Raw genomic sequence first — 21,442 nt, forward strand, 5'->3', positions numbered from 1 at the left:
TTAACCCGTGTGGGGAAGCCGTAGCGAAAGCGAGTCCGAACAGGGCGTTTGAGTTGCACGCTCTAGACCCGAAGCGGAGTGATCTAGCCATGGGCAGGTTGAAGCGGAGGTAAGACTTCGTGGAGGACCGAACCCACCAGGGTTGAAAACCTGGGGGATGACCTGTGGTTAGGGGTGAAAGGCCAATCAAACTCCGTGATAGCTGGTTCTCCCCGAAATGCATTTAGGTGCAGCGTCGTGTGTTTCTTGCCGGAGGTAGAGCACTGGATAGGCGATGGGCCCTACCGGGTTACTGACCTTAGCCAAACTCCGAATGCCGGTAAGTGAGAGCGCGGCAGTGAGACTGTGGGGGATAAGCTCCATGGTCGAGAGGGAAACAGCCCAGAGCATCGACTAAGGCCCCTAAGCGTACGCTAAGTGGGAAAGGATGTGGAGTCGCAGAGACAACCAGGAGGTTGGCTTAGAAGCAGCCACCCTTGAAAGAGTGCGTAATAGCTCACTGGTCAAGTGATTCCGCGCCGACAATGTAGCGGGGCTCAAGCGTACCGCCGAAGTCGTGTCATTCATACACATAGCCCCAACGGGCGTATGGATGGGTAGGGGAGCGTCGTGTGCCGGGTGAAGCCGCAGCGGAAGCTAGTGGTGGACGGTTCACGAGTGAGAATGCAGGCATGAGTAGCGATACACACGTGAGAAACGTGTGCGCCGATTGACTAAGGGTTCCTGGGTCAAGCTGATCTGCCCAGGGTAAGTCGGGACCTAAGGCGAGGCCGACAGGCGTAGTCGATGGACAACCGGTTGATATTCCGGTACCCGCTTTGAAACGCCCAATATCGAATCCATTAATGCTAAGGCCGTGAAGCCGTTCCGGACCCTTCGGGGAAAGGAAAGTGGTGGAGCCGTCGATCCAAGGTGGTAGTAGGTAAGCGATGGGGTGACGCAGGAAGGTAGTCCAGCCCGGGCGGTGGTAGTCCCGGGGTAAGGGTGTAGGCCGTGTGATAGGCAAATCCGTCACACATTGAGGCTGAGACCTGATGCCGAGCCGATTGTGGTGAAGTGGATGATCCTATGCTGTCGAGAAAAGCCTCTAGCGAGTTTCATGGTGGCCCGTACCCTAAACCGACTCAGGTGGTCAGGTAGAGAATACCGAGGCGTTCGGGTGAACTATGGTTAAGGAACTCGGCAAAATGCCCCCGTAACTTCGGGAGAAGGGGGGCCATCACTGGTGAGGGAACTTGCTTCCTGAGCTGGGGGTGGCCGCAGAGACCAGCGAGAAGCGACTGTTTACTAAAAACACAGGTCCGTGCGAAGCCGTAAGGCGATGTATACGGACTGACGCCTGCCCGGTGCTGGAACGTTAAGGGGACCGGTTAGTCACTCTTCGGGGTGGCGAAGCTGAGAACTTAAGCGCCAGTAAACGGCGGTGGTAACTATAACCATCCTAAGGTAGCGAAATTCCTTGTCGGGTAAGTTCCGACCTGCACGAATGGCGTAACGACTTCTCGACTGTCTCAACCATAGGCCCGGTGAAATTGCACTACGAGTAAAGATGCTCGTTTCGCGCAGCAGGACGGAAAGACCCCGGGACCTTTACTACAGTTTGATATTGGTGTTCGGTTCGGCTTGTGTAGGATAGGTGGGAGACTGTGAAGCGGCCACGCCAGTGGTTGTGGAGTCGTCGTTGAAATACCACTCTGGTCGTGCTGGATGTCTAACCTGGGTCCGTGATCCGGATCAGGGACAGTGTCTGATGGGTAGTTTAACTGGGGCGGTTGCCTCCTAAAGAGTAACGGAGGCGCCCAAAGGTTCCCTCAGCCTGGTTGGCAATCAGGTGTTGAGTGTAAGTGCACAAGGGAGCTTGACTGTGAGACCGACGGGTCGAGCAGGGACGAAAGTCGGGACTAGTGATCCGGCGGTGGCTTGTGGAAGCGCCGTCGCTCAACGGATAAAAGGTACCCCGGGGATAACAGGCTGATCTTCCCCAAGAGTCCATATCGACGGGATGGTTTGGCACCTCGATGTCGGCTCGTCGCATCCTGGGGCTGGAGTCGGTCCCAAGGGTTGGGCTGTTCGCCCATTAAAGCGGTACGCGAGCTGGGTTTAGAACGTCGTGAGACAGTTCGGTCCCTATCCGCTGCGCGCGCAGGAATATTGAGAAGGGCTGTCCCTAGTACGAGAGGACCGGGACGGACGAACCTCTGGTGTGCCAGTTGTCCTGCCAAGGGCATGGCTGGTTGGCTACGTTCGGAAAGGATAACCGCTGAAAGCATCTAAGCGGGAAGCCTGCTTCGAGATGAGTATTCCCACCTCCTTGAGAGGGTAAGGCTCCCAGTAGACGACTGGGTTGATAGGCCAGATGTGGAAGCCTCGTAAGGGGTGGAGCTGACTGGTACTAATAGGCCGAGGGCTTGTCCTCAGTTGCTCGCGTCCACTGTGTTAGTTCTGAAATAACGAACAGCTGTGTCTACACCAGCATCGTTAATTTCATAGTGTTTCGGTGGTCATAGCGTTAGGGAAACGCCCGGTTACATTCCGAACCCGGAAGCTAAGCCTTTCAGCGCCGATGGTACTGCAGGGGGGACCCTGTGGGAGAGTAGGACGCCGCCGAACAAATTTTGAGAAAAGCCCCGTACCGGGATCCGGTACGGGGCTTTTCTGCGTTTACCGGCGCCATATCAGGCGCCAAATGCCGACGTTCACGCGGGCTGGAGCAGGTCCCAGCGGTTGCCGTAAAGGTCCTGGAACACCGCGACCGACCCGTACACCTCGTGGCGCGGCTCCTCCAGGAACCGGATGCCGGCCGCCGTCATCCGGGCGTGGTCGGCCGCGAAGTCCTCGGTGTAGAGGAAGAAGCCGACCCGGCCGCCGGTCTGGGCGCCGACGCTGGCGCGCTCGGCCTCGTTCTTGGCGCGGGCCAGCAGCAGCGACGCGGTGCCGGTGCCGCGCGGGCGGACCACCACCCAGCGTGAGCCGTCCCCGCGGTCGGTGTCCTCGGCCAGTTCGAAGCCGAGGGCGTCGGTGTAGAAGGCGATGGCCTCGTCGTAGTCGCGGACGACGAGCGTGATCAGGGCGATATGGGACATGGCACGAGGTTATACGTATGACTGCCAGGGTGCCAAGCCGCCACGGGAGAATGCCCGGCATGGAGATCGCTGCGGAGAGCGCTGTGCTGAATCGTCTCGTCGAGCGTGCCCGGCTGCTCGCCGTTCCCGGTCGCCGGCGCGTGCTCGGCATCGCCGGGGCGCCCGGCGCCGGGAAGTCCACGCTGGCCGGGCGGCTGGTGGAGCGGCTCGGCGGGAACGCCGTGCTCGTCCCGATGGACGGCTTCCACCTCGCCCAGGCCGAACTCGTCCGCCTCGGACGTGCTGACCGCAAGGGCGCCCCGGACACCTTCGACGCCGCCGGATACGCCGCGCTGCTCACCCGGCTGCGGACACCCGAGCCCGGCACCGTGGTGTACGCGCCGGCCTTCGACCGCTCGATCGAGGAGCCGGTCGCCGGGAGCATCCCGGTCGATCCCGCCGTCCCGCTCGTCGTCACCGAGGGGAACTACCTCCTGCACGATCAGGACGGCTGGGCACCGGTCAGGTCGCTGCTCGACGAGGTCTGGTTCCTGGAGATCGACGGCGGGGAGCGGGTGCGCAGGCTCGTCGAGCGGCACGTGCGGTACGGGAAGGCCCGCCCGTACGCGGAACGGTGGGTCAGGGAGTCCGACGAGGCCAACGCGCGCGTGGTGGCAGGTGGCCGGGACCGTGCGGATCTTGTCGTCAGTCAGATGGAGCCTGGGTAGGCTCGGCCTTCACCGGGCGTGGGAACGGCGTAGGGATCTACCGCGGGGCTACCGTGTGACCCGTGTGACGGAAGGCAGCTGACGTGGGGATATTCCGACGGGGGCCGAAGCGGGACCGGAGCGATGTGCCCCGGGACGCGGAGTTCGGCTATTTCTCGGCCGACGAGGGCTCGCGGTTCCGTGCCCAGGTGCGCGAGGCGTTCGCCGAGCAGGGCCTGGAGGTGACCCTCTACGCGGACTCCGTGAAGGACAGCGCCGGCCGCCGGTTCGGCCTCGCGAACCTCGCGGCGGTCTGTCACAACGACCGCCGTGGGCCCCGTGTGTGGCCGGAACTGGTTCGCCGTCACGTCGGAATGGTGCTGCGCACCATGGACGGCCCCTCCGCCCTCGACACCCTGCCGCCCGAGCAGATCCGCGCCCAGCTCTACCCCCGGGTGATCAGCGAGGCGGGGCTCGACCCGCAGACCTTCAGCTACGCGCGCGGTGTCGCACCGGGCCTGTACGAGATCCTCGCCCTGGATCTGCCGGAGAGCGTCATGATGCTCACCGACGAGGCGCTGGAACCCCTCGGCCACCTTCCCGACCTGCGCGCCCAGGCCCTGCGCAACCTCAAGCAGCTGCCCGTCGAGTCGCACGAGAGCGTCAAGGGCGAGGACGGCATGCGGTTCGAAGTGGTCGTCGGGGACTCTTTCTACACGGCCAGCCGGGTGCTCGCCCTGGATGCCCTGGCCCCGCAGCTCACCGGGCGCGAGCTGACGAAGGACGGCGCTCTGGTCGCCATGCCGTTCCGGCACCAGCTGGCGTTCCATGTGATCCGCGACTCCGGCATGATCCCGGCGCTCAATGCCATGGCGTCCTTCGCCGCGGCCGGCTTCGAGGACACGCCGGGTGCGATCAGCCCGTTCGTCTACTGGTGGCGCGACGGCACGCTCACGCAGCTCAGCGATCGCGAGGACGAGGGCGACGGCCTGCGGATCGTCGTCGGCGACGATTTCCAGGAGCTCCTCGAACGGCTGGTGGGCGACAGCCAGGAGGGAGCCTGACGGCCTCCGGGCCGCGGCCCCGTATTTTCGCCGTCCCGTTTCACCGTCCCGATCGCGTGCCCGGCGGTGTACGGGCAGGATGGGGCGCATGCCTATTACACCTGTTCCCGCGCCCTTCACCGCTGACGACTACCGGGCCAGGATGGCCCGCGCCGCCGAGTCCGCCGCCGACGCGGGACTCGCCGGTGTCCTCGTCGCGCCCGGACCCGACATGGTCTATCTGACCGGGTATCAGCCGACCGCGATCACCGAGCGGTTGACGATGCTGGTGCTCGCGGCCGGGCAGGAGCCGGTCCTCGTCGTACCGAAGCTGGAGGCGCCGGACGCGGAGCGCGCCGCCGGGGCCGCCGCTCTCACCCTGCGGGACTGGACCGACGGCACCGACCCGTACGCAGTGACCGCGCCCCTGCTGGACGTGGACGGCCGGTTCGGCGTGAGCGACAACGCCTGGGCGATGCATCTGCTCGGACTGCAGCAGAAGCTCCCCGGAACCTCCTACGCGGCCCTCACAGAGGCGCTGCCGATGCTGCGGGCGGTCAAGGACGCGCACGAGCTGGCGCGCCTGGAGGCGGCCGGGGCGGCGGCGGACGAGGCGTACGGAGAGATCCTCAAGGTCCGGTTCGCCGGGCGCAAGGAGACGGACGTGGCCGCCGATCTGGCCGCGCTGCTCCTGGAGTTCGGCCATTCGCAGGTGGACTTCACAGTCGTCGGGTCCGGCCCCAACGGCGCCAACCCGCACCACGAGGCGGGCGAGCGGACCATCGAGCGCGGCGACATGGTCGTCCTCGACTTCGGCGGCCTCAAGCACGGCTACGGCTCGGACACCACCCGTACCGTCCACGTCGGCGAGCCCGGCGCCGAGGAGCAGCGCGTCCACGACGTCGTACGGGAGGCCCAGCGGGCCGGGTGCGAGGCCGTGAAGCCCGGGGTGGCCTGCCAGGATGTAGACCGGGCCGCGCGCGCGGTGATCGAAGAGGCCGGATACGGCGAGTACTTCATCCACCGCACCGGCCACGGCATCGGCGTCACCACCCATGAGCCGCCCTACATGATCGAGGGGGAGGAGCAGCCGCTGGTGCCGGGCATGTGCTTCTCCGTGGAGCCGGGGATCTATCTGCCGGGCCGGTTCGGCGTACGGATCGAGGACATTGTGACGGTCACCGAGGACGGCGGGCGCAGCTTCAACAACACCGCGCGCGAGATGGCGCTCGTCGACTAGTCGACGAACCGGTGAGTCGGCCGGTCAGGTGCTCGGCGGGCCGAGGATCGCGCACGACTCGGGTGGCAGCCGGAACTCGCCGTCCGGGCGCGGTGGTTGTACCGGCTCCCAGGCGGCCAGTACCTGGCAGTTGTTGCGGCCCAGCGGGATCAGCGCGGGCTCCTTGCCGAGGTTGACCACGGTTCTGAGGTCGCCGCGCCGGAACGTGAGCCAGCGCGCCTCCTCGTCGTGGACGACCTTGACCGCGGCGATGTCCGGGTCGGTGAGGTCGGGCCGGGTGCGGCGCAGCGCGATCAGCAGGCGGTACCAGGCGAGTACGCGCGCGTGGTGCTCCCTTCCCGGCTCGTCCCAGTCCAGACAGGAGCGCGCCCGGGTGGCGGGGTCCTGCGGGTCGGGGATGTCCTCCTCGGCCCAGCCGTGCGCCGCGAACTCCCGCCGTCTGCCCGCCCGTACGGCCTCGGCGAGTTCGGGATCGGGGTGGTCGGTGAAGTACTGCCACGGCGTGCGGGCGCCCCACTCCTCGCCCATGAAGAGCATCGGCGTGTACGGGCCGGTCAGCACCAGCGCGGCGGCGCAGGCGGTCAGGCCGGGGGAGAGCGTCGCGGAGAGGCGGTCTCCCAGCGCCCTGTTGCCGATCTGGTCATGGGTCTGGGCGTAGCCCAGGAACCGGTGTGCGGGAGTCCTCGTGCGGTCGACGCGCCGTCCGTGGACGCGACCGCGGAAGGTCGAATAGGTGCCGTCGTGGAAGAAGACCCGGGTGAGGGTCTTGGCCAGGGCGGCGAGCGGGGCGCGCGCGAAGTCGGCGTAGTAGCCCTGGGACTCGCCGGTCAGCGCGGTGTGCAGGGCGTGGTGGAAGTCGTCGTTCCACTGGGCGTGCAGCCCGAGGCCGTTCTGCGCGCGCGGGGCGGTGGTGCGCGGGTCGCACCGGTCGGACTCGGCGACCAGGAAGAGCGGGCGGCCCAGCTGTACGGAGAGCACGTCGACGGCGGTGGAGAGCTCTTCGAGGAACGGCAACGCGCGCGTGTCGAACAGTGCGTGCACGGCGTCCAGGCGCAGCCCGTCGAGCCGGTAGTCGCGCAGCCAGGCGAGCGCGCTCTCCAGGAGGTACGCGCGCACCTCGTCCGACCCGGGGGCGTCCAGGTTGACGGCGGCGCCCCACGGCGTGTGGTGGGTGTCGGTGAAGTACGGGCCGAAGGCGGGGAGGATGTTGCCGGAGGGGCCGAGGTGGTTGTGGACGACGTCGAGGACGACTCCGAGGCCGTGGGCGTGCGCCGCGTCGACAAATCGTTTCAGCCCTTCGGGGCCGCCGTACGGCTCGTGCACGGCCCACGGTGCCACGCCGTCGTACCCCCAGCCGTGCCGCCCCGGGAACGGGCACACCGGCATCAGCTCGACATGCGTCACCCCCAGTTCCGCCAAATGGGCGAGGCGGGCGGCCGCGGCGTCGAAGGTGCCCGCTTCGGTGTAGGTGCCGATGTGCAGCTCGTAGAGGACCGCGCCGGACAGCCTGCGGCCTTCCCAGGGGTGCTGCCAGGGGTGGTCCTCGTGGACGACGACGGCGCTGAGGCCGTCGGGCCCGTCCGGCTGGCGGCGGGAGCGCGGGTCCGGCAGCGGGCGGCCCCCGTCCACGACGTACCCGTAGCGGTCGCCGTCCCGGGCCCCGGCCTCGGTCAGCCACCATCCGGTCCGCACCGGGTGCGGCTCCATGTCGTGGGTCGTGCCCTCCAGCTGGAGGGCGACCCGGTCCGCCCGCGGCGCCCACACCTCGAACAACATTCTTGATACCTCCCGTTGCCCGCGTACCGTCAAACCGTGCAAGCGGGCATCCATCGTCCGCGGAAGGCGGGATCAAGGTCTGGAGGTTGTGGTTACTCGCCATTAAGGTCCGGATCCATGACCCTGCCGCCGTTCCCGCACGGCTTCCTCTGGGGAGCCTCCGCCTCAGCCTTCCAGACCGAGGGGGCCGCCGCAGCCGAGGGCAAGGGCCCCTCCGGCTGGGACGCCTTCGCCGCCGAGCCCGGCCGTATCAAGGACGGCGCCGACGCCGCCCGTGGCACCGGCTTCCACGAGCGCTACCGCGAGGACGTCGCCCTGCTCGCCGGGCTCGGCGCCGGAGCCTTCCGGTTCTCCGTCAGCTGGCCGCGCGTCGTCCCGGGCGGCAGCGGCCCGGTCAACACGGCGGGGCTCGACTTCTACGACCGGCTCGTCGACGAGCTGTGCGCCCACGGCATCACCCCGGCGCCGACCCTCTACCACTGGGACACGCCGCTGGAGCTGGAGGAGGCGGGCGGCTGGCTCCAGCGTGACACCGCCTACCGGTTCGCCGACTACGCGCGCGTAGTGGCCGAAAGGCTCGCCGACCGCGTCCCCATGTGGATCACCGTCAACGAGCCGGCCGAGGTGACGCTGCTCGGCTATGCGCTCGGTGAGCACGCCCCCGGCAAGAAGCTCCTCTTCGACGCCCTTCCGGCCGCCCACCACCAGCTCCTCGCCCACGGCCTGGCCGTCGGGGCGCTGCGCGCGGCGGGCGCCCGGAACATCGGCCTGGCGGTCTCGCACACTCCCGTGTGGCCCGCGGGCGAGAGCGAGGAGGACCGTTTCGGCGCGGACCTCTACGACACCATCGGCAACTGGCTGTTCGCGGACCCCGTCCTCACCGGCCGCTACCCCGACGAGAACTTCGCCGCGCTGATGCCGGGCCCGGTCGCGGACGACCTCGCCGTCATCTCGGCCCCGCTCGACTGGTACGGGGTGAACTACTACAACCCCACGCGCGTGGGCGCGCCCGCACCCGAGGCCGTCGAGTCCTTCGCCGGGTTCGAGATGCCCGCCGAACTGCCCTTCGGCATCCGGGAGATCGAGGGGTACGAGACCACCGCGTTCGGCTGGCCGGTCGTCCCGGACGGCCTGCGCGAGATGCTCGTCCAGCTGAAGGCGCGCTACGGCGACCGCCTGCCGCCGGTGTACATCACCGAGAACGGCTGCTCCTACGACGGCATCGAGGACGCCGGTCGCATCCGCTACCTGGACGGGCATCTGCGCGCCCTGCACCGAGCCATGGCCGAAGGCGTGGATGTGCGCGGCTACTTCGTGTGGTCCCTCACCGACAACATCGAGTGGATCGAGGGCGCCGCACAGCGCTTCGGCCTGGTCCACGTCGACTACCGGACGCTGCGGCGCACCCCGAAGGACTCCTACCGGTGGTACCGGGACGTGATCCGGGCCCAGCGCGCCGTCGGCTGAGCCCGAAGAGACGTTTCAGCTGTCGCTCGGCCAGACCATGTTGATCGCGCGCTCGAAGGTCACGTACCCCGCGCGCGTGAAGGCGTTCGCCATCGGCACGTTGGCGAGGTCCGTCGAGGCGCGGATGCGCGGGACGTCCTGGGCGGCCAGGATGCGTGTGCCCTCGGCCAGGATGTCGTCGATGTAGCCGTGGCCGCGGTGGGCGGGCAGCACGCCGACGTACGCGATGATCGGGTGGTAGTTGTTGCGGGCGGGGATGACAAAGCCCACCGGGCCGCCACCGTCGGGGAGTTCGGCGATCTGCCACCACTCGCGGGGCGTCTTGAAGGTGTCGAACTCCTCCTCGTACATCAGCTCCGCCGACGCGCGCGGCGTCATCGTCAGCATCTCCGTACGGCTGTGCTCGTCGAGCGTGCCCTCCAGGACCAGCGTCATCAGCGAGAGCAGCTCCTCGCGGTCGGTCGCCGGGCGGAACACGAGCCGCGTGGACGCGGCGGGAACCGGAGTTCCCGGACGCCACTCCAGGCGCAACCGCTCGACCAGGAGCTGTGCACCGGTCTCGGCCAGGATGTTCATCCGGGTGTCGACGACCTCGCGCGCGTGGGGGTCCTCGCGCCAGTCGCCGGGCGCGTAGCGGCCGTACTCCGGGCGGGCGGCGCCGGCCGGGATCACCGCGGCCGTCGCGGTCTCCAGGAGCTTCAGTCCGACGGCATGGCGTTCGGCGGGCGGCAGCGAGTCGTCGACGTCGAAGAAGTCGAGGCTCAGCGGGACTTCGTGGTCCGGCGGCGTCCACCAGGAGAGGCGGGCCAGCACCCGGTCCCCGCGCAGTGCCACCCACATCCATGCGGGCAGACGGCGGCCGGTGGCCAGATCGTCCTCGACTTCATGGTCGAGTACGTAGGAGAGCTGCTGGAAGAGCCCGAGTTCCTCGGGCCCGGCGAGCGGACGGAAGGTGATGTCCGACGCGGATGTCGTCAAGGGGTTCCCCTCATGGGCTGTACAGGGTCGCCAGACCCTAACAATCGCGCGCGGCCGCTCAGCAAGGGGTTTTCCGCGCAGGTCAGAGGGGGCGGAGCGGAGAACCGGGGCAAAGTCCGGCCCTGCTGGACACGCCGAGGCCGTCGGCCCGACAATCTCTGTTGTGACGTCGTCCTTCCAGTTCTCCACGTATCCCGCTCCCGCCCGGCTGTCGGACGACGAGCGCGACCGTGTGCTCGACGTGCTCAGAGAGGGCGCCGCGCAGGGAAAGCTGTCCCACGACACGTTCATGCGCCGGATGGAACTTGCCCTGTCCGCACGCCGTTCCGACGAACTGGCCGCGCTCACCGCCGACCTGGACACACAGGGCCGCTGGTCGCGGGCGCTGTACGGGGCGGTGAGCCGGGTGTCCGGGTTCAGCGTGGCGATGCGCCGGGCGTGGCAGTCCGAGCGGCTGCCGAAGCTGCTGTTCCCCGTGCCCGGCCCCTACCCGCTGCGGATCGGCCGCGATCCGCACAACGGGTTGCGGCTCAGCCACGAGACGGTCTCCCGGGTGCACGCCGAGCTGAGCCACCAGTCCGGCGTGTGGGTGCTGCGCGACCTCGGCTCCACGAACGGAACGAGCGTCAACGGGCGCCGGGTGACCGGGGCGGTGGTCGTCAACGACGGCGACCAGGTGAGCTTCGGGCGGATGAGCTTCCGGCTCGCGACGCACTGACTCCCAGGGCACTGACCCACCGGGCAACGCACTCCCATGGCACTGACTCGCACCGCGCTGAACTGGGCGAACGCCCCCGTCGGGGCCGTTGTCAGTGGTGCCCCTCATCATGGCGGTATGAACGACGACCAGCGGCCCCGTGTGCGGCACGCCCGCCCCTTGGACCTGCCGCGCCTGGCCGAACTCGCGGCGGAGCACGCGGTGTACGAGAAGGCCGCGCCGCCCGCGCCCGATCTCGCGGAGCGGCTCGGAGTCCTGCTCTTCGGCCAGGAACGGCCCCGGGTGCGCTGTTTCGTCGCCGAGATACCGGGCGGCGAGGTCGTGGGATACGCGAGCTGCGCACCCGAGTTCTCCACCTGGCAGGCGCGCGAGTACCTGCACATGGACTGCCTCTACCTCCGCGACGGCCACCGGGGCCTCGGCCTGGGCGCCCTGCTGGTCGACGCGGTGGCCGCCGAGGCCAGGGAGCTCGGGATGGACCAGGTGCAGTGGCAGACACCGGTGTGGAACGAGGGGGCGCGGCGGTTCTACGACCGGATGGGCGCGACCGGCCGCGAGAAGCTGCGCTACTCGCTTCCCATCGACCGGGACCGGGTCTGCGAGTAGCTCCGCCTACGGCCGTCACTGCTGGTGGAGGCCGCGTCCCGCGAGGGTCAGGAACGTCTCGCCGACCGCTTCCGACAGGGTCGGGTGGGCGTGGATGTGGCGGGCCACATCGGACGGTTCGGCGTCCCAGCCGACGATCAGCTGGGACTCGGCGATCATCTCGGAGACATGGGGGCCCACGAGATGGACGCCGAGGACCTGCCCGTCGCGCTCGGCGACGACCTTCACCACACCGCCCTGGCCGTGCACCATCCCCTTGGCGACGGCCGTCAGGGGCATCGAGTTGACGACGACGTCGTGTCCGCGGTTGCGGGCGTCCGCCTCGGTCAGACCCACCGAGGCGGTCTGCGGAGAGGAGTACGTGACACGGGGCACCGCCGCGTAGTCGACCGGCGGTGACGCCAGACCGGCGAGGGTCTCGGCCACCAGCAGGCCCTCGGCGAACGAGGCGTGGGCCAGGCCGAGGGAAGGAGGGGGCAGCAGATCACCGACGACATGGATGCCGGGAACGGCGGTTTCGAGCCGGGCCCAGTCGGCGGGGGCCACGAACCCGCGCTCGTCCGTGGCCAGTCCGGCCGAAGCCAGGCCGAGCCCATCGGTCACCGGGGCCCGGCCCACGGCGACCAGCAGCCGCTCGGCCTCGACGGTACGGGTCTCGCCGCGCGCGGTGCGTACGGTCGCTCGTACGCCGTTGTCCAGGATCTCCGCGCTCAGGAAGCGGGCGCCGGTCTGGACGTCGATGCCGCGCTTCTTCAGGCCGCGGGTCAAGTGGCGGCTCACATCGGCGTCTTCGAGCGGCACGAGCCGGTCGGCGGCCTCTACCAGGGTGACATCGGCGCCCATCGAACGGTGGAAGGAGGCGTACTCGACCCCGATCGCGCCGCCGCCGAGGACCAGGACGGACTGCGGAAGGCCAGGGGCGAAGAGCGCGTCATCGCTCGTGACCACGCGCCGCCCGTCGGCCTCCAGGCCGGGCAGCATCCGGGGGCGGGAGCCCGTGGCGAGGACGATGCCGCGCCGGGCGGTGAACTCGCCGTGCCCCTCCACTCGTACGCTCCGGGGTCCGGTCAGCCGCGCGCTGCCCCGGACCACCGCGACCCGGGCGTGCGAGAGGTGGCCCTCCACGCCCTTGTGGTTGCGGGAGACGATGTCGTCGCGGGTGGCCACCAGGGCGGCCCAGTCCACCGAGTCGAGCGTGGCCGTCACGCCCCACCGCTCGCGCGCCTCGGCGATGCCGTCGACGAGCTCGGCCGCGTGCAGCATCGCCTTGCTCGGGATGCAGCCGCGGTGCAGGCAGGTGCCGCCGACCTTGTCGCGCTCGGCGAGGACGACCGTCAGTCCGAGGGCGGCGGCGCGCAGCGCGGTGGAGTAGCCACCGGTGCCACCGCCGATCACGATCACATCGGGCACTCGGTTCACATCTGACGTGTGGTGCAAGGGGGTTACGGAGTTCTCGGTCATGGGTCCAGCCTCCGTCCGGACCTTGCCATGAGTCCAAGGCAATGTTCTTGTGGGGCCGATGCACAATGCTTATGGGAGAACGTTCAGGAGAACGTCCATGGGGGAAATGGGGTCGGAGTGAGTCTTCGGCAGATGGAGTACTTCGTCGCGGTCGTCGAGGAGTCCTCGTTCACGCGCGCGGCCGAGCTGCTGCACGTCACCCAGCCCGCGCTCTCCCACCAGATCAAGGCGCTGGAGAAGTCCGTCGGCGGCGATCTGCTCGAACGGCTGCCGCGCGGGGTGCGGCTCACCCCCATGGGCCGCGCCTTCCTGCCCCACGCCCAGCTCGCCGTGCGCAGCGCCGCACGCGCCCAGCGGGCGGCTCGCGCCTCGGCCGGGGCGCGGGGCGGCGAACTGCACATCGCGGCCGTGCACTCGGTGGCCGTCGGGGTGCTCCCCGACGTCTTCGCCCGCTGGCGCCGTGAGCACCCGGGCGTCGGCCTCGTCCTGCACGAGTACGCCTCCACCGAGGCGCTGGAGGAGGAGCTCGAACGCGGCACGGCCGACCTCGCCGTGGGACCCCGGCCGCGCCGCTGGGACGGGCCGGTGGTCGAGGTCGGGGACGAGGAGATCGCCCTCATCGTCCCGTTCGACGACCCGCTCGCCGGGCGGTCGAGCGTGCGGCTGGAAGAGCTGGCGGACCACAACTGGGTGCGGTGTGCGATGGAGCCGTCGGTGGACGGGGTGCCGTTCCTCGACCTGGTCTGCGGCCGGGCGGGCTTCACGCCCCGCACCGCCCTGCGCACCGAGCACACCTCCACGGCGGTACGGATGGCCGCGGCCGGGGTCGGTGTCGTCGCCGCCCCGTCGCACGTGGTCCGGGGCGGGATCGGTGAGGACTGTGTGGTGCTGCCCGTCGACCCGCCGTGGAGGCGCGCCCTCGCGGTCTTCTCCCGCGTGGAGCTGACCGGTGCGGCGGCCGCCTTCGCCGAGCTGCTGCGCGGGTCCGCGCCGTACGGGGGCAGGGGCGTATCACCCGTACGGCCGAACGCCGATCGCGACTGCGAGGCGCCGGTGGTCCGCTGAGAACAACCGCGCCCACCCGGGCGCCCGACCGGGGAGGACACCTCATGCCGGTCGACCCGGGCGCACCGATACCGACGACACCACTTCCGGCAGCGCCGACGGGCGGGGGCGCAGGGAAGGGGGCTGCGGCGGCTGTGCCGGTGGGCCTCGCGCCCGACGCGGTCGGCTCTTTGGATCTCGCGTCCCGCGCGGCCGTCCCGGCAGGCTCCGGGCTCGACACGCCTGCCCCGCGCGCGGTCGCCCCCGCGCCCGGCGTGCCCGCCACGCCCTCCCTCCTCGGCCCCGAAGCGGTGAGCGACCGGTACGGCTTCTATCGCACCCTGCGCGAGTCGTACCCCCTCCTGTGGGACGACCGGCTCGGGGCGTGGCTGGTCAGCCGGTACGGGGATGTCGCGGCCGCGCTGGGCGACCCCGGGCTCGTCCGGCCCCGGCGTGGGCCGTGCTGCTGGCCCGGTGAGGTGTGGTGCGAGGGGCCCCGCCGCGAGGTGGACGACGAGGCGTTCGGGGTGCTGCGGGAGGTGTCCGAGCGGACCGCCTTCGTGCTCGCGCGGCGGCTGGCGCAGCGCGAAGTGGCCGACCTGGCCCAGGAGTTCTGCCACTGGCTGCCCGTGGGGACCGCCGCCACCGCGCTGGGGCTGTCGTGCGCGGAGCTGGCACGCGGCAGCCGGGCCGGGGGCCGGCGTGCGGGCCCGGCCGCGTCCCTGGCCGTGCTCTGCGCCGATCGGTCCGCCCTGATCGGCAAGGCCCTTGCCTCCCTTCTCGCGAACCTCCTCGATCGTCCGGATGAGTGGGCAGCCGTGCGGGACGCGCCGGGCGCCCTTACGGCCGCGTGGGCCGAGTCCCTGCGGCGGAACCCGCCCGTCCATGTCGTGCTGAGGCGGGCGCGCGGGGATATCCGCATGGCCGACGGCACGATCCCCGCGGGCGCCGCGGTCGCCCTGCTGGTCGGGGCCGCGAGCCGGGACCCCGATCGGTTCGCCGCCCCGGACCGGTTCGACCCCCGCCGGACCGCTCCGGCCCAGCTCGCTTTCGGGCCCCCGGACTGCCCGGCCGCGCGCGTGGCCGAACTCCAGGCGGAGTGCGCGGTGCGGGCGCTGTGCGAGGCCATGCCGAAGCTCCGGTGGGCCGAGGGCTTCCGGCCCACCGAGACCGGGCTGCTCACCCGGGCCCCGCGGACCCTTCTGGTACGACCCGCCTGAGCAGCGCGACCGGACGGTCGGCGAACAGATCGCGCAGCTTCACCGCCCCCCTGAACTCCCGGCTGGAGCGGCTCGATTGGTGGGACTGTCCGGAGCGGTCGGTGCTCAGGACATGGGCCCACACTCCCTCCGGCAGCGCCAGCTCCGTCGGGCCCCAGCCGCCCAACTCGGCCAGCCGTAGGGAGAGCCGGGTCACCGCTGTCACCACCTCGCCGGAACGGGAGAACGCGAGGCAGTGGTCGGCGGCCGGCCCGGTGGCGATCAGCGGCTCGTACGTACTCAACTCCCCGAACACCTCCGGAAGTTCCCGCCTCAGTCGAAGAGCCGCCACGGATACCTCGCCCTTCTCGCCCGAAGGTGAGCCCAGGCCGGTCTCCGGGAAGTCCACCGGCCGTCGGTTGTCCGGGTCGACCAGCGTCAGGCACTCCGACTCCGTGCCCTGGTACACATCCGGCACGCCCGGCATCGTCAGATGCGTCAGCGCGGCCCCCAGCACGTTGGCGCGTGTGGCCGACGCCAGGCTGCGGGAGAACTCCGCGATCCGCGCCGCGAGTGCCCCGGCGGGGCCCGACGCGGCGAAGTCGGTCAGCGCCCTCTCGTACACCGGATCCTGTTCGGTCCAGCTCGTACGCAGGCCCGCCTCGCGCGCGGCCTTGAGCAGGGCGCCGCCCAGCCGCTCCTCGGTGAGGCCGGTGCCGCCGAGGCCGACCGCCGTCTGCCAGGCCGTCCAGGCCAGCTGCGGATCGGGCGAGGGCGGCTCGGAGAGCCGGTCGAGCAGGGCCCTCCACTGCCCCGGGCACTCGGAGAGTACGGCGATCCGTGCCCGTACGTCCGCGCTGCGCTTGGTGTCGTGCGTGGACAGTACGGTCCCGGTGGCCGGCCAGTCGCGGGAGATCCGGGTGCAGTAGGAGTGGAACTCGTCCGGGGACACGGTTGGTTGCCCGGGGTCGCCGCCCACCTCGTTGGCGGACGAGAGGGCTACATGTCGATAAAATGCCGTGTCTTCCAGGGACTTGGCGCGCAAGGCCGACGATGTCTGCGCGAAACGGGCTTGGAAGGCGCGTAGTTCGAGGTCGTCGCCGTCGGCCCTCACCCCGTGACGTCCGAGCACGAGGTCCCGTACGGCGTCGACCGCCGCGGCCTCCTCCGGTACCGCGAAGGCCTCCCGCGCTCGGCGCGCCGTCTCCGGGGTCAGCACCTCCTGCCCGCCGGTCCGGTACGGGCGGTAGACCGGCATCCGGACCAGCAGTTCGCGCAGGGCGAGCCGCAGTGCCCACGGCGCGTGGTCGCGCAGCCCCGGGTCGCGGGCGCACAGCCGGGCCGCCGCGCGCGTCAGGCGGTCCACTTCGGCGGCCAGGTCGTGCGTGACCACCTCGTACGCGGCACGGCGTGCGGTCGGCTCCCAGTGCCCGCCCCGGTCGCCGTCCTGACCTGTGAACTCCTGGTAGTGGCCGAGAAGTTCCCGATGGCCGACCGGATCGGTGAAGAGGCCGTCGATCCGGCGGAGCGCGTCGTAGCCGGTCGTCCCGGCGACCGGCCACCCGGGCGGCAGCGGCTCGGTGCGGGCGAGGATCTTTTCCACCACCGTCCAGGCGCCTCCGGTCGCCGTGTTCAGGCGCCGCAGATACGTTTCGGGATCGGCCAGCCCGTCCGGGTGGTCCACCCGCAGCCCGTCCACCACCCCGTCCCGGACCAGCTCCAGCACCTTGGCGTGGGTGGCGGCGAAGACGTTCTCGTCCTCCACGCGGACACCGATGAGCTCCGAAATGGTGAAGAAGCGGCGGTAGTTGAGCTCGGTGCGGGCGAGGCGCCACCAGCCGAGCCGGTACCACTGGGCGTCCAGCAGCTCGGGCAGGGGCAGCCCCTCCGTACCGGCGCGCAAGGGGAACTCATGCGCCTCCCCGTACGCCAGTACTCCCCTTCCCCGGTTCACCGTCAGCCGGTCCAGCTCGCCCCCGAGCGGCCCGGCGAGGACCGGCAGCAGCACCTTGCCGCCGCCCGCCGCCCAGTCGATGTCGAACCATGTGGCGTACGGCGAGTCGGGACCCTCGCGCAGTACCTCCCACAGCTGCCGGTTGTGGCGCGGCGACGCCGCCATGTGGTTCGGGACGATGTCGAGCACCAGGCCGAGCCCGGCCGCCCGGGCGGTGCGGGCGAGCCGCCGCAGCCCCTCCTCGCCGCCGAGCTCTTCGCGTACGCGCGCGTGGTCGACGACGTCGTAGCCGTGCGTCGACCCCGGCACCGACTCCAGTACCGGCGACAGATGGAGATGCGACACCCCGAGCGAGGCCAGATACGGCACGGCGCGCTCGGCGGCACGGAAGGGGAAGTCCGGCTGGAGCTGCAGCCGGTAGGTCGCAGTGGGTGTCATGCGAACGTACGTACCCCGCTACGCGGCTTCTGTGCCTTCGGCCCATGCGTCCGCACCCGTCTGCCGCGTTAGCTTCGCCTGATGTCCGGAGCCCTGCACACGTATCGCAAGGTCATCGCCCTCACCGGGCCGCTGCTCCCCGTCGTCTCGTTCCTCGGACGGCTGCCGACGGCCATGTGCCAGCTGGGCAGCGTGCTGCTGGTCGCCGAGACCAGTGGCAGCCTGGCCACCGCCGGGCTCGCGGGCGGCGCGCTCGCCCTCGGCCAGACCGCCGGCGGCCCGCTCCTGGGCCGCGCCGCCGACCGTCACGGCCAGCGGCGCGTGGTGCTCGCCGCGGCGCTCGTCAACGCGGCCGCCGTCACCGCCCTCGTCCTGGCCGCGCTCGCCCACGCGGGGACCGGCCGGCTGGCCCTGCTGGGGGCGCTCGCCGGGGCCAGCGTGCCGCAGGTCGGCCCGCTGGCCCGGAGCCGGACCGTGTCCCTGGCACGGCGCGCGGGGGCGGGGGCGGACGAGCGGACCGTGGCGGCGGCGCTCTCCTTCGAAGGCACCCTCGACGAGGTGTCGTTCGTGCTCGGACCCGCCCTCGTCGGGCTCGCCGCGGCGCTCGCCCACCCGGCGGTCGCGCTGCTGGTCGCGGCAGGGCTGCTCGCCGTCTGCGGCACCGCCTTCGCCCTGCATCCGACCGCCGGGCAGGTGGTGCCCGAGGAGCGTGTCCGGGCGCCGCGCACCCGGCTGCCGGGGGCGGTGTACGCGCTGCGCGCCACCATGGTGCTCCAGGGTGCCATGTTCGGCGCCTCCCAGGCGGGCATCACCGCCCTCACCGAACGGCTGGACCGGGCGTCGCAGACCGGGCTCGTGTACGCCGCGATGGGCGTGATGAGCGCGGCGGCGGGTCTCGCCATGGTCGCCGTACCGGAAGGGCTCGCGCTACGCGCGCGTTGGCGGATCGCCACCGCCGCTCTGGTGGTGCTCTCCGTGCCGCTGCTCTTCGTCGGGTCGCTGGGAACTCTTTACGCGGCGGTGGTCGTTCTCGGTGTGGCGTACGCCCCGCATCTGATCACCCTCTTCGCGCTGACCGAACGGCTCGTCCCCGCCGCCCGGTTGGCCGAGTCCATGGCGTTCCTGACCAGCGGGATCGTCGGCGGGCAGGCGCTCGCCCTCGCGCTGTCGGGGCGGCTGGCCCAGGACCACGGGCCGGTGGCGGCCTTCGCGGTCATGGTGGTCGCGGCGGCCTTGTGCGCGGTCCTCTCGTGGTCCGTACGGGGCCTGGCGGTCCCCGCACGGACCGAGGGATCCCCGCGCCCGCTCAGGCAGGACGCCGCAGCACCGTCAGACTCCGCCCCACAAGGGTGACCCGCTCGCCCGCCGTCACCTTGGCGCCCTCGCCCGGCGGCACCCCCTCGCGGCGGCCCGTGTCGACCACCACCTGCCACTGCCTGCCGTGGTTGACCGGCACCAGGAAGTCGATGGTCTCGGCGCTCGCGTTGAACATCAGCAGGAACGAGTCGTCCGCGATGCGCTCGCCGCGCGGGCCGGGCTCCGAGATCGCGTTGCCGTTGAGGAAGACCGTCAGCGCCTTGGCGCTCGCCGCCTGCCAGTCCTGCTGGGTCATCTCTTCACCCTCAGGGGTGAACCAGGCGATGTCCGACAGCTCGTCGTGGGTGCCCTCCACCGGCCGGCCGTGGAAGAAGCGGCGGCGCCGGAACACCGGGTGGTCGCGCCTGAGCCACACCATCGTCCGGGTGAAGGCGAGCAGCGTCCCCTCCGGGTCGCTGCCCGGGTCGGGCCACTTCACCCAGCTCAGCTCGCTGTCCTGGCAGTAGGCGTTGTTGTTGCCGTGCTGGGTGCGGGCGAACTCGTCGCCGTGGCTGAGCATCGGCACGCCCTGCGACAGCATCAGGGTGGCGATGAAGTTGCGCATCTGGCGCTCGCGCAGCTCCACCACGCCGGTGTCCTCGGTGTCGCCCTCGGCGCCGCAGTTCCAGGACCGGTTGTGGCTCTCGCCGTCCCGGTTGCCTTCCTTGTTGGCGTCGTTGTGCTTCTGGTTGTACGAGACGAGGTCGTGCAGGGTGAACCCGTCGTGGCAGGTGTGGAAGTTGATGGAGGCCAGCGGCCGCCGCCCGTCGTCCTGGTAGAGGTCGGAGGAGCCGGTGAGCCGGCCGGCGAACTCCGCGAGAGTGCGCGGCTCGCCCCGCCACAGGTCCCGTACGGTGTCGCGGTACTTGCCGTTCCACTCGGTCCACATGGGTGGGAAGTTGCCCACCTGGTAGCCGCCCTCGCCGACGTCCCAGGGCTCCGCGATCAGCTTCACCTGGCTCACCACGGGGTCCTGCTGCACCAGGTCGAAGAACGACGACAGGCGGTCCACGTCGTGGAACTGCCGGGCCAGCGTCGCCGCGAGGTCGAAGCGGAATCCGTCCACGTGCATCTCGGTCACCCAGTACCGCAGTGAGTCCATGATCAGCTGGAGGACGTGCGGCGAGCGCATCAGGAGCGAGTTCCCGGTGCCGGTGGTGTCCTCGTAGTAGCGCGGGTCGTCGGCGAGCCGGTAGTACTGCGCGTTGTCGAGGCCGCGGAAGGAGAGCGTGGGGCCCAGGTGGTTGCCCTCGGCCGTGTGGTTGTAGACCACGTCGAGGATGACCTCGATCCCGGCCTCGTGCAGCGCCCGTACCGCCTGCTTGAACTCCAGGACCTGCTGCCCCCGGTCGCCCCAGGAGGCGTAGGCGTTGTGCGGGGCGAAGAATCCGATCGTGTTGTAACCCCAGTAGTTGGACATCCCCTCGTCCGCGAGCCGGTGGTCGTTGACGAACTGGTGCACCGGCATCAACTCCAGGGCGGTGACCCCCAGTTCCGTCAGATGCCCGATGACCGCGGGGTGCGCCAGGGCCGCATAGGTGCCGCGCGTCTCCGGGGGCAGCTCCGGGTGGAGCATCGTCAGGCCCTTCACATGGGCCTCGTAGAGCACCGTGCGGTGGTACTCGGTGCGCGGCGGCCGGTCGTCGCCCCAGTCGAAGTACGGGTTGACCACGACCGACGTCATGGTGTGCGGGGCCGAGTCCATGTCGTTGCGGGCGTCGGGGCGGTCGAAGTAGTAGCCGTACACCGCCTCGCCCCAGTCGATGCTTCCGCTGACAGCGCGCGCGTAGGGGTCGAGGAGCAGTTTCGCCGAGTTGCAGCGGTGCCCCTTCTGCGGCTCGTACGGGCCGTGCACGCGAAAGCCGTAGCGCTGACCCGGCATCACTCCGGGCAGATAGGCGTGGCGCACGAACGCGTCGCTCTCGCGCAGCTCCACCGCCGTCTCCGACCCGTCGTCGTGCAGGAGGCACAACTCGATCCGGCGGGCGGCCTCCGAGAAGACCGCGAAATTGGTCCCGGCGCCGTCGTACGTGGCGCCGAGTGGGTACGCCTGTCCCGGCCACACCTGCATGGGCAAGACTCTTCCACTTCTGATCCGGGTACTGAGGGGCACTTGACGCAGATCCTCCCGGAAAAGAAGTCGGTCCCCTAGGACGCCGGAGTGCTCCGGAGGGTGATCCCCACAGCGGCTACCCCCGTAGGGGGTCGGTATCCGGGGTGATCCGGACGGCCTGCGCGGGACGGATCCGGCCAGCTTCCGGGGCTGCCCGGGGTCCCGGCCCAGGTGGAACCGCTATGAATCAGCTCACTCCGCCCGAACGCGCCGCACGGAACGGATCACGTCAACACGGGAGTTGGGAAACAGCCTTTCCATCCGGCTGCACCGCCTCCTG

General features: G+C 70.2%; 15 protein-coding genes and 2 rRNA genes (1 of these 17 only partly in view). 11 read left to right on the top strand and 6 right to left on the bottom strand.

The window, feature by feature from the left end; all coding sequences use genetic code 11:
* Both OG965_RS30750 and rrf read left to right on the top strand, forming a co-directional pair.
* Positions 1 to 2,416 (top strand): 23S ribosomal RNA (locus tag OG965_RS30750) (it extends 708 nt beyond the left edge of the window).
* A 77-nt stretch (positions 2,417 to 2,493) separates the two neighbouring features.
* Positions 2,494 to 2,610 (top strand): 5S ribosomal RNA (gene rrf, locus OG965_RS30755).
* An 86-nt stretch (positions 2,611 to 2,696) separates the two neighbouring features.
* Here rrf and OG965_RS30760 read toward each other — a convergent pair.
* Positions 2,697 to 3,083, bottom strand: a complete 387-nt coding sequence (locus OG965_RS30760) for a VOC family protein (RefSeq protein WP_371655293.1) — start codon at positions 3,081 to 3,083, stop codon at positions 2,697 to 2,699.
* 59 nt (positions 3,084 to 3,142) lie between these two features.
* Here OG965_RS30760 and OG965_RS30765 point away from each other — a divergent pair, with 59 nt between their 5' ends.
* From OG965_RS30765 to OG965_RS30775, 3 genes are all read left to right on the top strand, one after another.
* Positions 3,143 to 3,790 (top strand): nucleoside/nucleotide kinase family protein, encoded by a 648-nt coding sequence (locus tag OG965_RS30765; protein ID WP_371655294.1) that lies wholly within the window; start codon positions 3,143 to 3,145, stop codon positions 3,788 to 3,790.
* Between the two features lie 83 nt (positions 3,791 to 3,873).
* Positions 3,874 to 4,833 (top strand): hypothetical protein, encoded by a 960-nt coding sequence (locus OG965_RS30770; protein ID WP_371655295.1) that lies wholly within the window; start codon positions 3,874 to 3,876, stop codon positions 4,831 to 4,833.
* Between the two features lie 88 nt (positions 4,834 to 4,921).
* Entirely contained in the window at positions 4,922 to 6,052 is a 1,131-nt protein-coding gene (locus OG965_RS30775; protein WP_371655296.1) for a M24 family metallopeptidase, read from the top strand.
* A 24-nt stretch (positions 6,053 to 6,076) separates the two neighbouring features.
* Here the strand turns inward: OG965_RS30775 and treZ are convergent, their stop codons facing one another.
* On the bottom strand, positions 6,077 to 7,828 hold the full coding sequence (treZ, locus tag OG965_RS30780) for a malto-oligosyltrehalose trehalohydrolase (protein WP_371655297.1): 1,752 nt from the start codon (positions 7,826 to 7,828) through the stop codon (positions 6,077 to 6,079).
* 117 nt (positions 7,829 to 7,945) lie between these two features.
* Here treZ and OG965_RS30785 point away from each other — a divergent pair, with 117 nt between their 5' ends.
* Positions 7,946 to 9,295 carry a GH1 family beta-glucosidase gene (locus tag OG965_RS30785; RefSeq protein ID WP_371655298.1) on the top strand — a complete coding sequence of 450 codons (1,350 nt, stop codon included), beginning with the start codon at positions 7,946 to 7,948 and terminating at the stop codon, positions 9,293 to 9,295.
* Positions 9,296 to 9,310: 15 nt separating this feature from the next.
* On the opposite strand, the gene OG965_RS30790 is transcribed toward OG965_RS30785, so the two are convergent.
* Positions 9,311 to 10,273 (bottom strand): GNAT family N-acetyltransferase, encoded by a 963-nt coding sequence (locus OG965_RS30790; RefSeq protein ID WP_371655299.1) that lies wholly within the window; start codon positions 10,271 to 10,273, stop codon positions 9,311 to 9,313.
* Between the two features lie 163 nt (positions 10,274 to 10,436).
* Here OG965_RS30790 and OG965_RS30795 point away from each other — a divergent pair, with 163 nt between their 5' ends.
* Together OG965_RS30795 and OG965_RS30800 are read left to right on the top strand one after the other, a co-directional pair.
* Positions 10,437 to 10,991, top strand: coding sequence for an FHA domain-containing protein (locus tag OG965_RS30795; protein WP_371655300.1), 555 nt, complete (start codon positions 10,437 to 10,439; stop codon positions 10,989 to 10,991).
* Between the two features lie 117 nt (positions 10,992 to 11,108).
* Positions 11,109 to 11,597: an N-acetyltransferase family protein gene (locus OG965_RS30800; RefSeq protein WP_371655301.1), complete on the top strand. Its 489-nt coding sequence runs from the start codon at positions 11,109 to 11,111 to the stop codon at positions 11,595 to 11,597.
* Positions 11,598 to 11,612: 15 nt separating this feature from the next.
* Here OG965_RS30800 and lpdA read toward each other — a convergent pair whose 3' ends face one another.
* Entirely contained in the window at positions 11,613 to 13,058 is a 1,446-nt protein-coding gene (lpdA, locus tag OG965_RS30805) for a dihydrolipoyl dehydrogenase (protein WP_371655302.1), read from the bottom strand.
* Between the two features lie 132 nt (positions 13,059 to 13,190).
* Between lpdA and OG965_RS30810 the strand changes: the two genes are divergently transcribed.
* Positions 13,191 to 14,123 (top strand): LysR substrate-binding domain-containing protein, encoded by a 933-nt coding sequence (locus OG965_RS30810; protein ID WP_371655303.1) that lies wholly within the window; start codon positions 13,191 to 13,193, stop codon positions 14,121 to 14,123.
* 134 nt (positions 14,124 to 14,257) lie between these two features.
* Positions 14,258 to 15,322, top strand: a complete 1,065-nt coding sequence (locus OG965_RS30815; protein WP_371655304.1) for a cytochrome P450 — start codon at positions 14,258 to 14,260, stop codon at positions 15,320 to 15,322.
* Here OG965_RS30815 and treY read toward each other — a convergent pair.
* Complete coding sequence (gene treY, locus OG965_RS30820; protein WP_371655305.1) at positions 15,282 to 17,693, bottom strand: malto-oligosyltrehalose synthase; 2,412 nt, start codon at positions 17,691 to 17,693, stop codon at positions 15,282 to 15,284. The two genes, OG965_RS30815 and treY, sit on opposite strands and share 41 nt — an antisense overlap.
* A gap of 81 nt (positions 17,694 to 17,774) precedes the next feature.
* Between treY and OG965_RS30825 the strand changes: the two genes are divergently transcribed.
* On the top strand, positions 17,775 to 19,046 hold the full coding sequence (locus OG965_RS30825) for an MFS transporter (protein ID WP_371655306.1): 1,272 nt from the start codon (positions 17,775 to 17,777) through the stop codon (positions 19,044 to 19,046).
* Here the strand turns inward: OG965_RS30825 and glgX are convergent.
* A complete protein-coding gene (glgX, locus tag OG965_RS30830) occupies positions 19,000 to 21,120 on the bottom strand; it encodes a glycogen debranching protein GlgX (protein WP_371655307.1) in 2,121 nt (706 codons plus the stop codon). The two genes, OG965_RS30825 and glgX, sit on opposite strands and share 47 nt — an antisense overlap.
* Positions 21,121 to 21,442: the final 322 nt, after the last annotated feature.

The sequence above is a fragment of the Streptomyces sp. NBC_00224 genome, from assembly GCF_041435195.1.
Lineage (GTDB): Bacteria > Actinomycetota > Actinomycetes > Streptomycetales > Streptomycetaceae > Streptomyces.

What these genes read in the sequence shown, in the direction of transcription:
- OG965_RS30760 (WP_371655293.1), bottom strand. Translation starts at nt 3,083, where the DNA reads ATGTCCCATATCGCCCTGATCACGCTCGTCGTCCGCGACTACGACGAG.
- OG965_RS30765 (WP_371655294.1), top strand. Translation starts at nt 3,143, where the DNA reads ATGGAGATCGCTGCGGAGAGCGCTGTGCTGAATCGTCTCGTCGAGCGT.
- OG965_RS30775 (WP_371655296.1), top strand. Translation starts at nt 4,922, where the DNA reads ATGCCTATTACACCTGTTCCCGCGCCCTTCACCGCTGACGACTACCGG.
- treZ (WP_371655297.1), bottom strand. Translation starts at nt 7,828, where the DNA reads ATGTTGTTCGAGGTGTGGGCGCCGCGGGCGGACCGGGTCGCCCTCCAG.
- OG965_RS30785 (WP_371655298.1), top strand. Translation starts at nt 7,946, where the DNA reads ATGACCCTGCCGCCGTTCCCGCACGGCTTCCTCTGGGGAGCCTCCGCC.
- OG965_RS30800 (WP_371655301.1), top strand. Translation starts at nt 11,109, where the DNA reads ATGAACGACGACCAGCGGCCCCGTGTGCGGCACGCCCGCCCCTTGGAC.
- lpdA (WP_371655302.1), bottom strand. Translation starts at nt 13,058, where the DNA reads ATGACCGAGAACTCCGTAACCCCCTTGCACCACACGTCAGATGTGAAC.
- OG965_RS30810 (WP_371655303.1), top strand. Translation starts at nt 13,191, where the DNA reads ATGGAGTACTTCGTCGCGGTCGTCGAGGAGTCCTCGTTCACGCGCGCG.
- treY (WP_371655305.1), bottom strand. Translation starts at nt 17,693, where the DNA reads ATGACACCCACTGCGACCTACCGGCTGCAGCTCCAGCCGGACTTCCCC.
- OG965_RS30825 (WP_371655306.1), top strand. Translation starts at nt 17,775, where the DNA reads ATGTCCGGAGCCCTGCACACGTATCGCAAGGTCATCGCCCTCACCGGG.
- glgX (WP_371655307.1), bottom strand. Translation starts at nt 21,120, where the DNA reads ATGCAGGTGTGGCCGGGACAGGCGTACCCACTCGGCGCCACGTACGAC.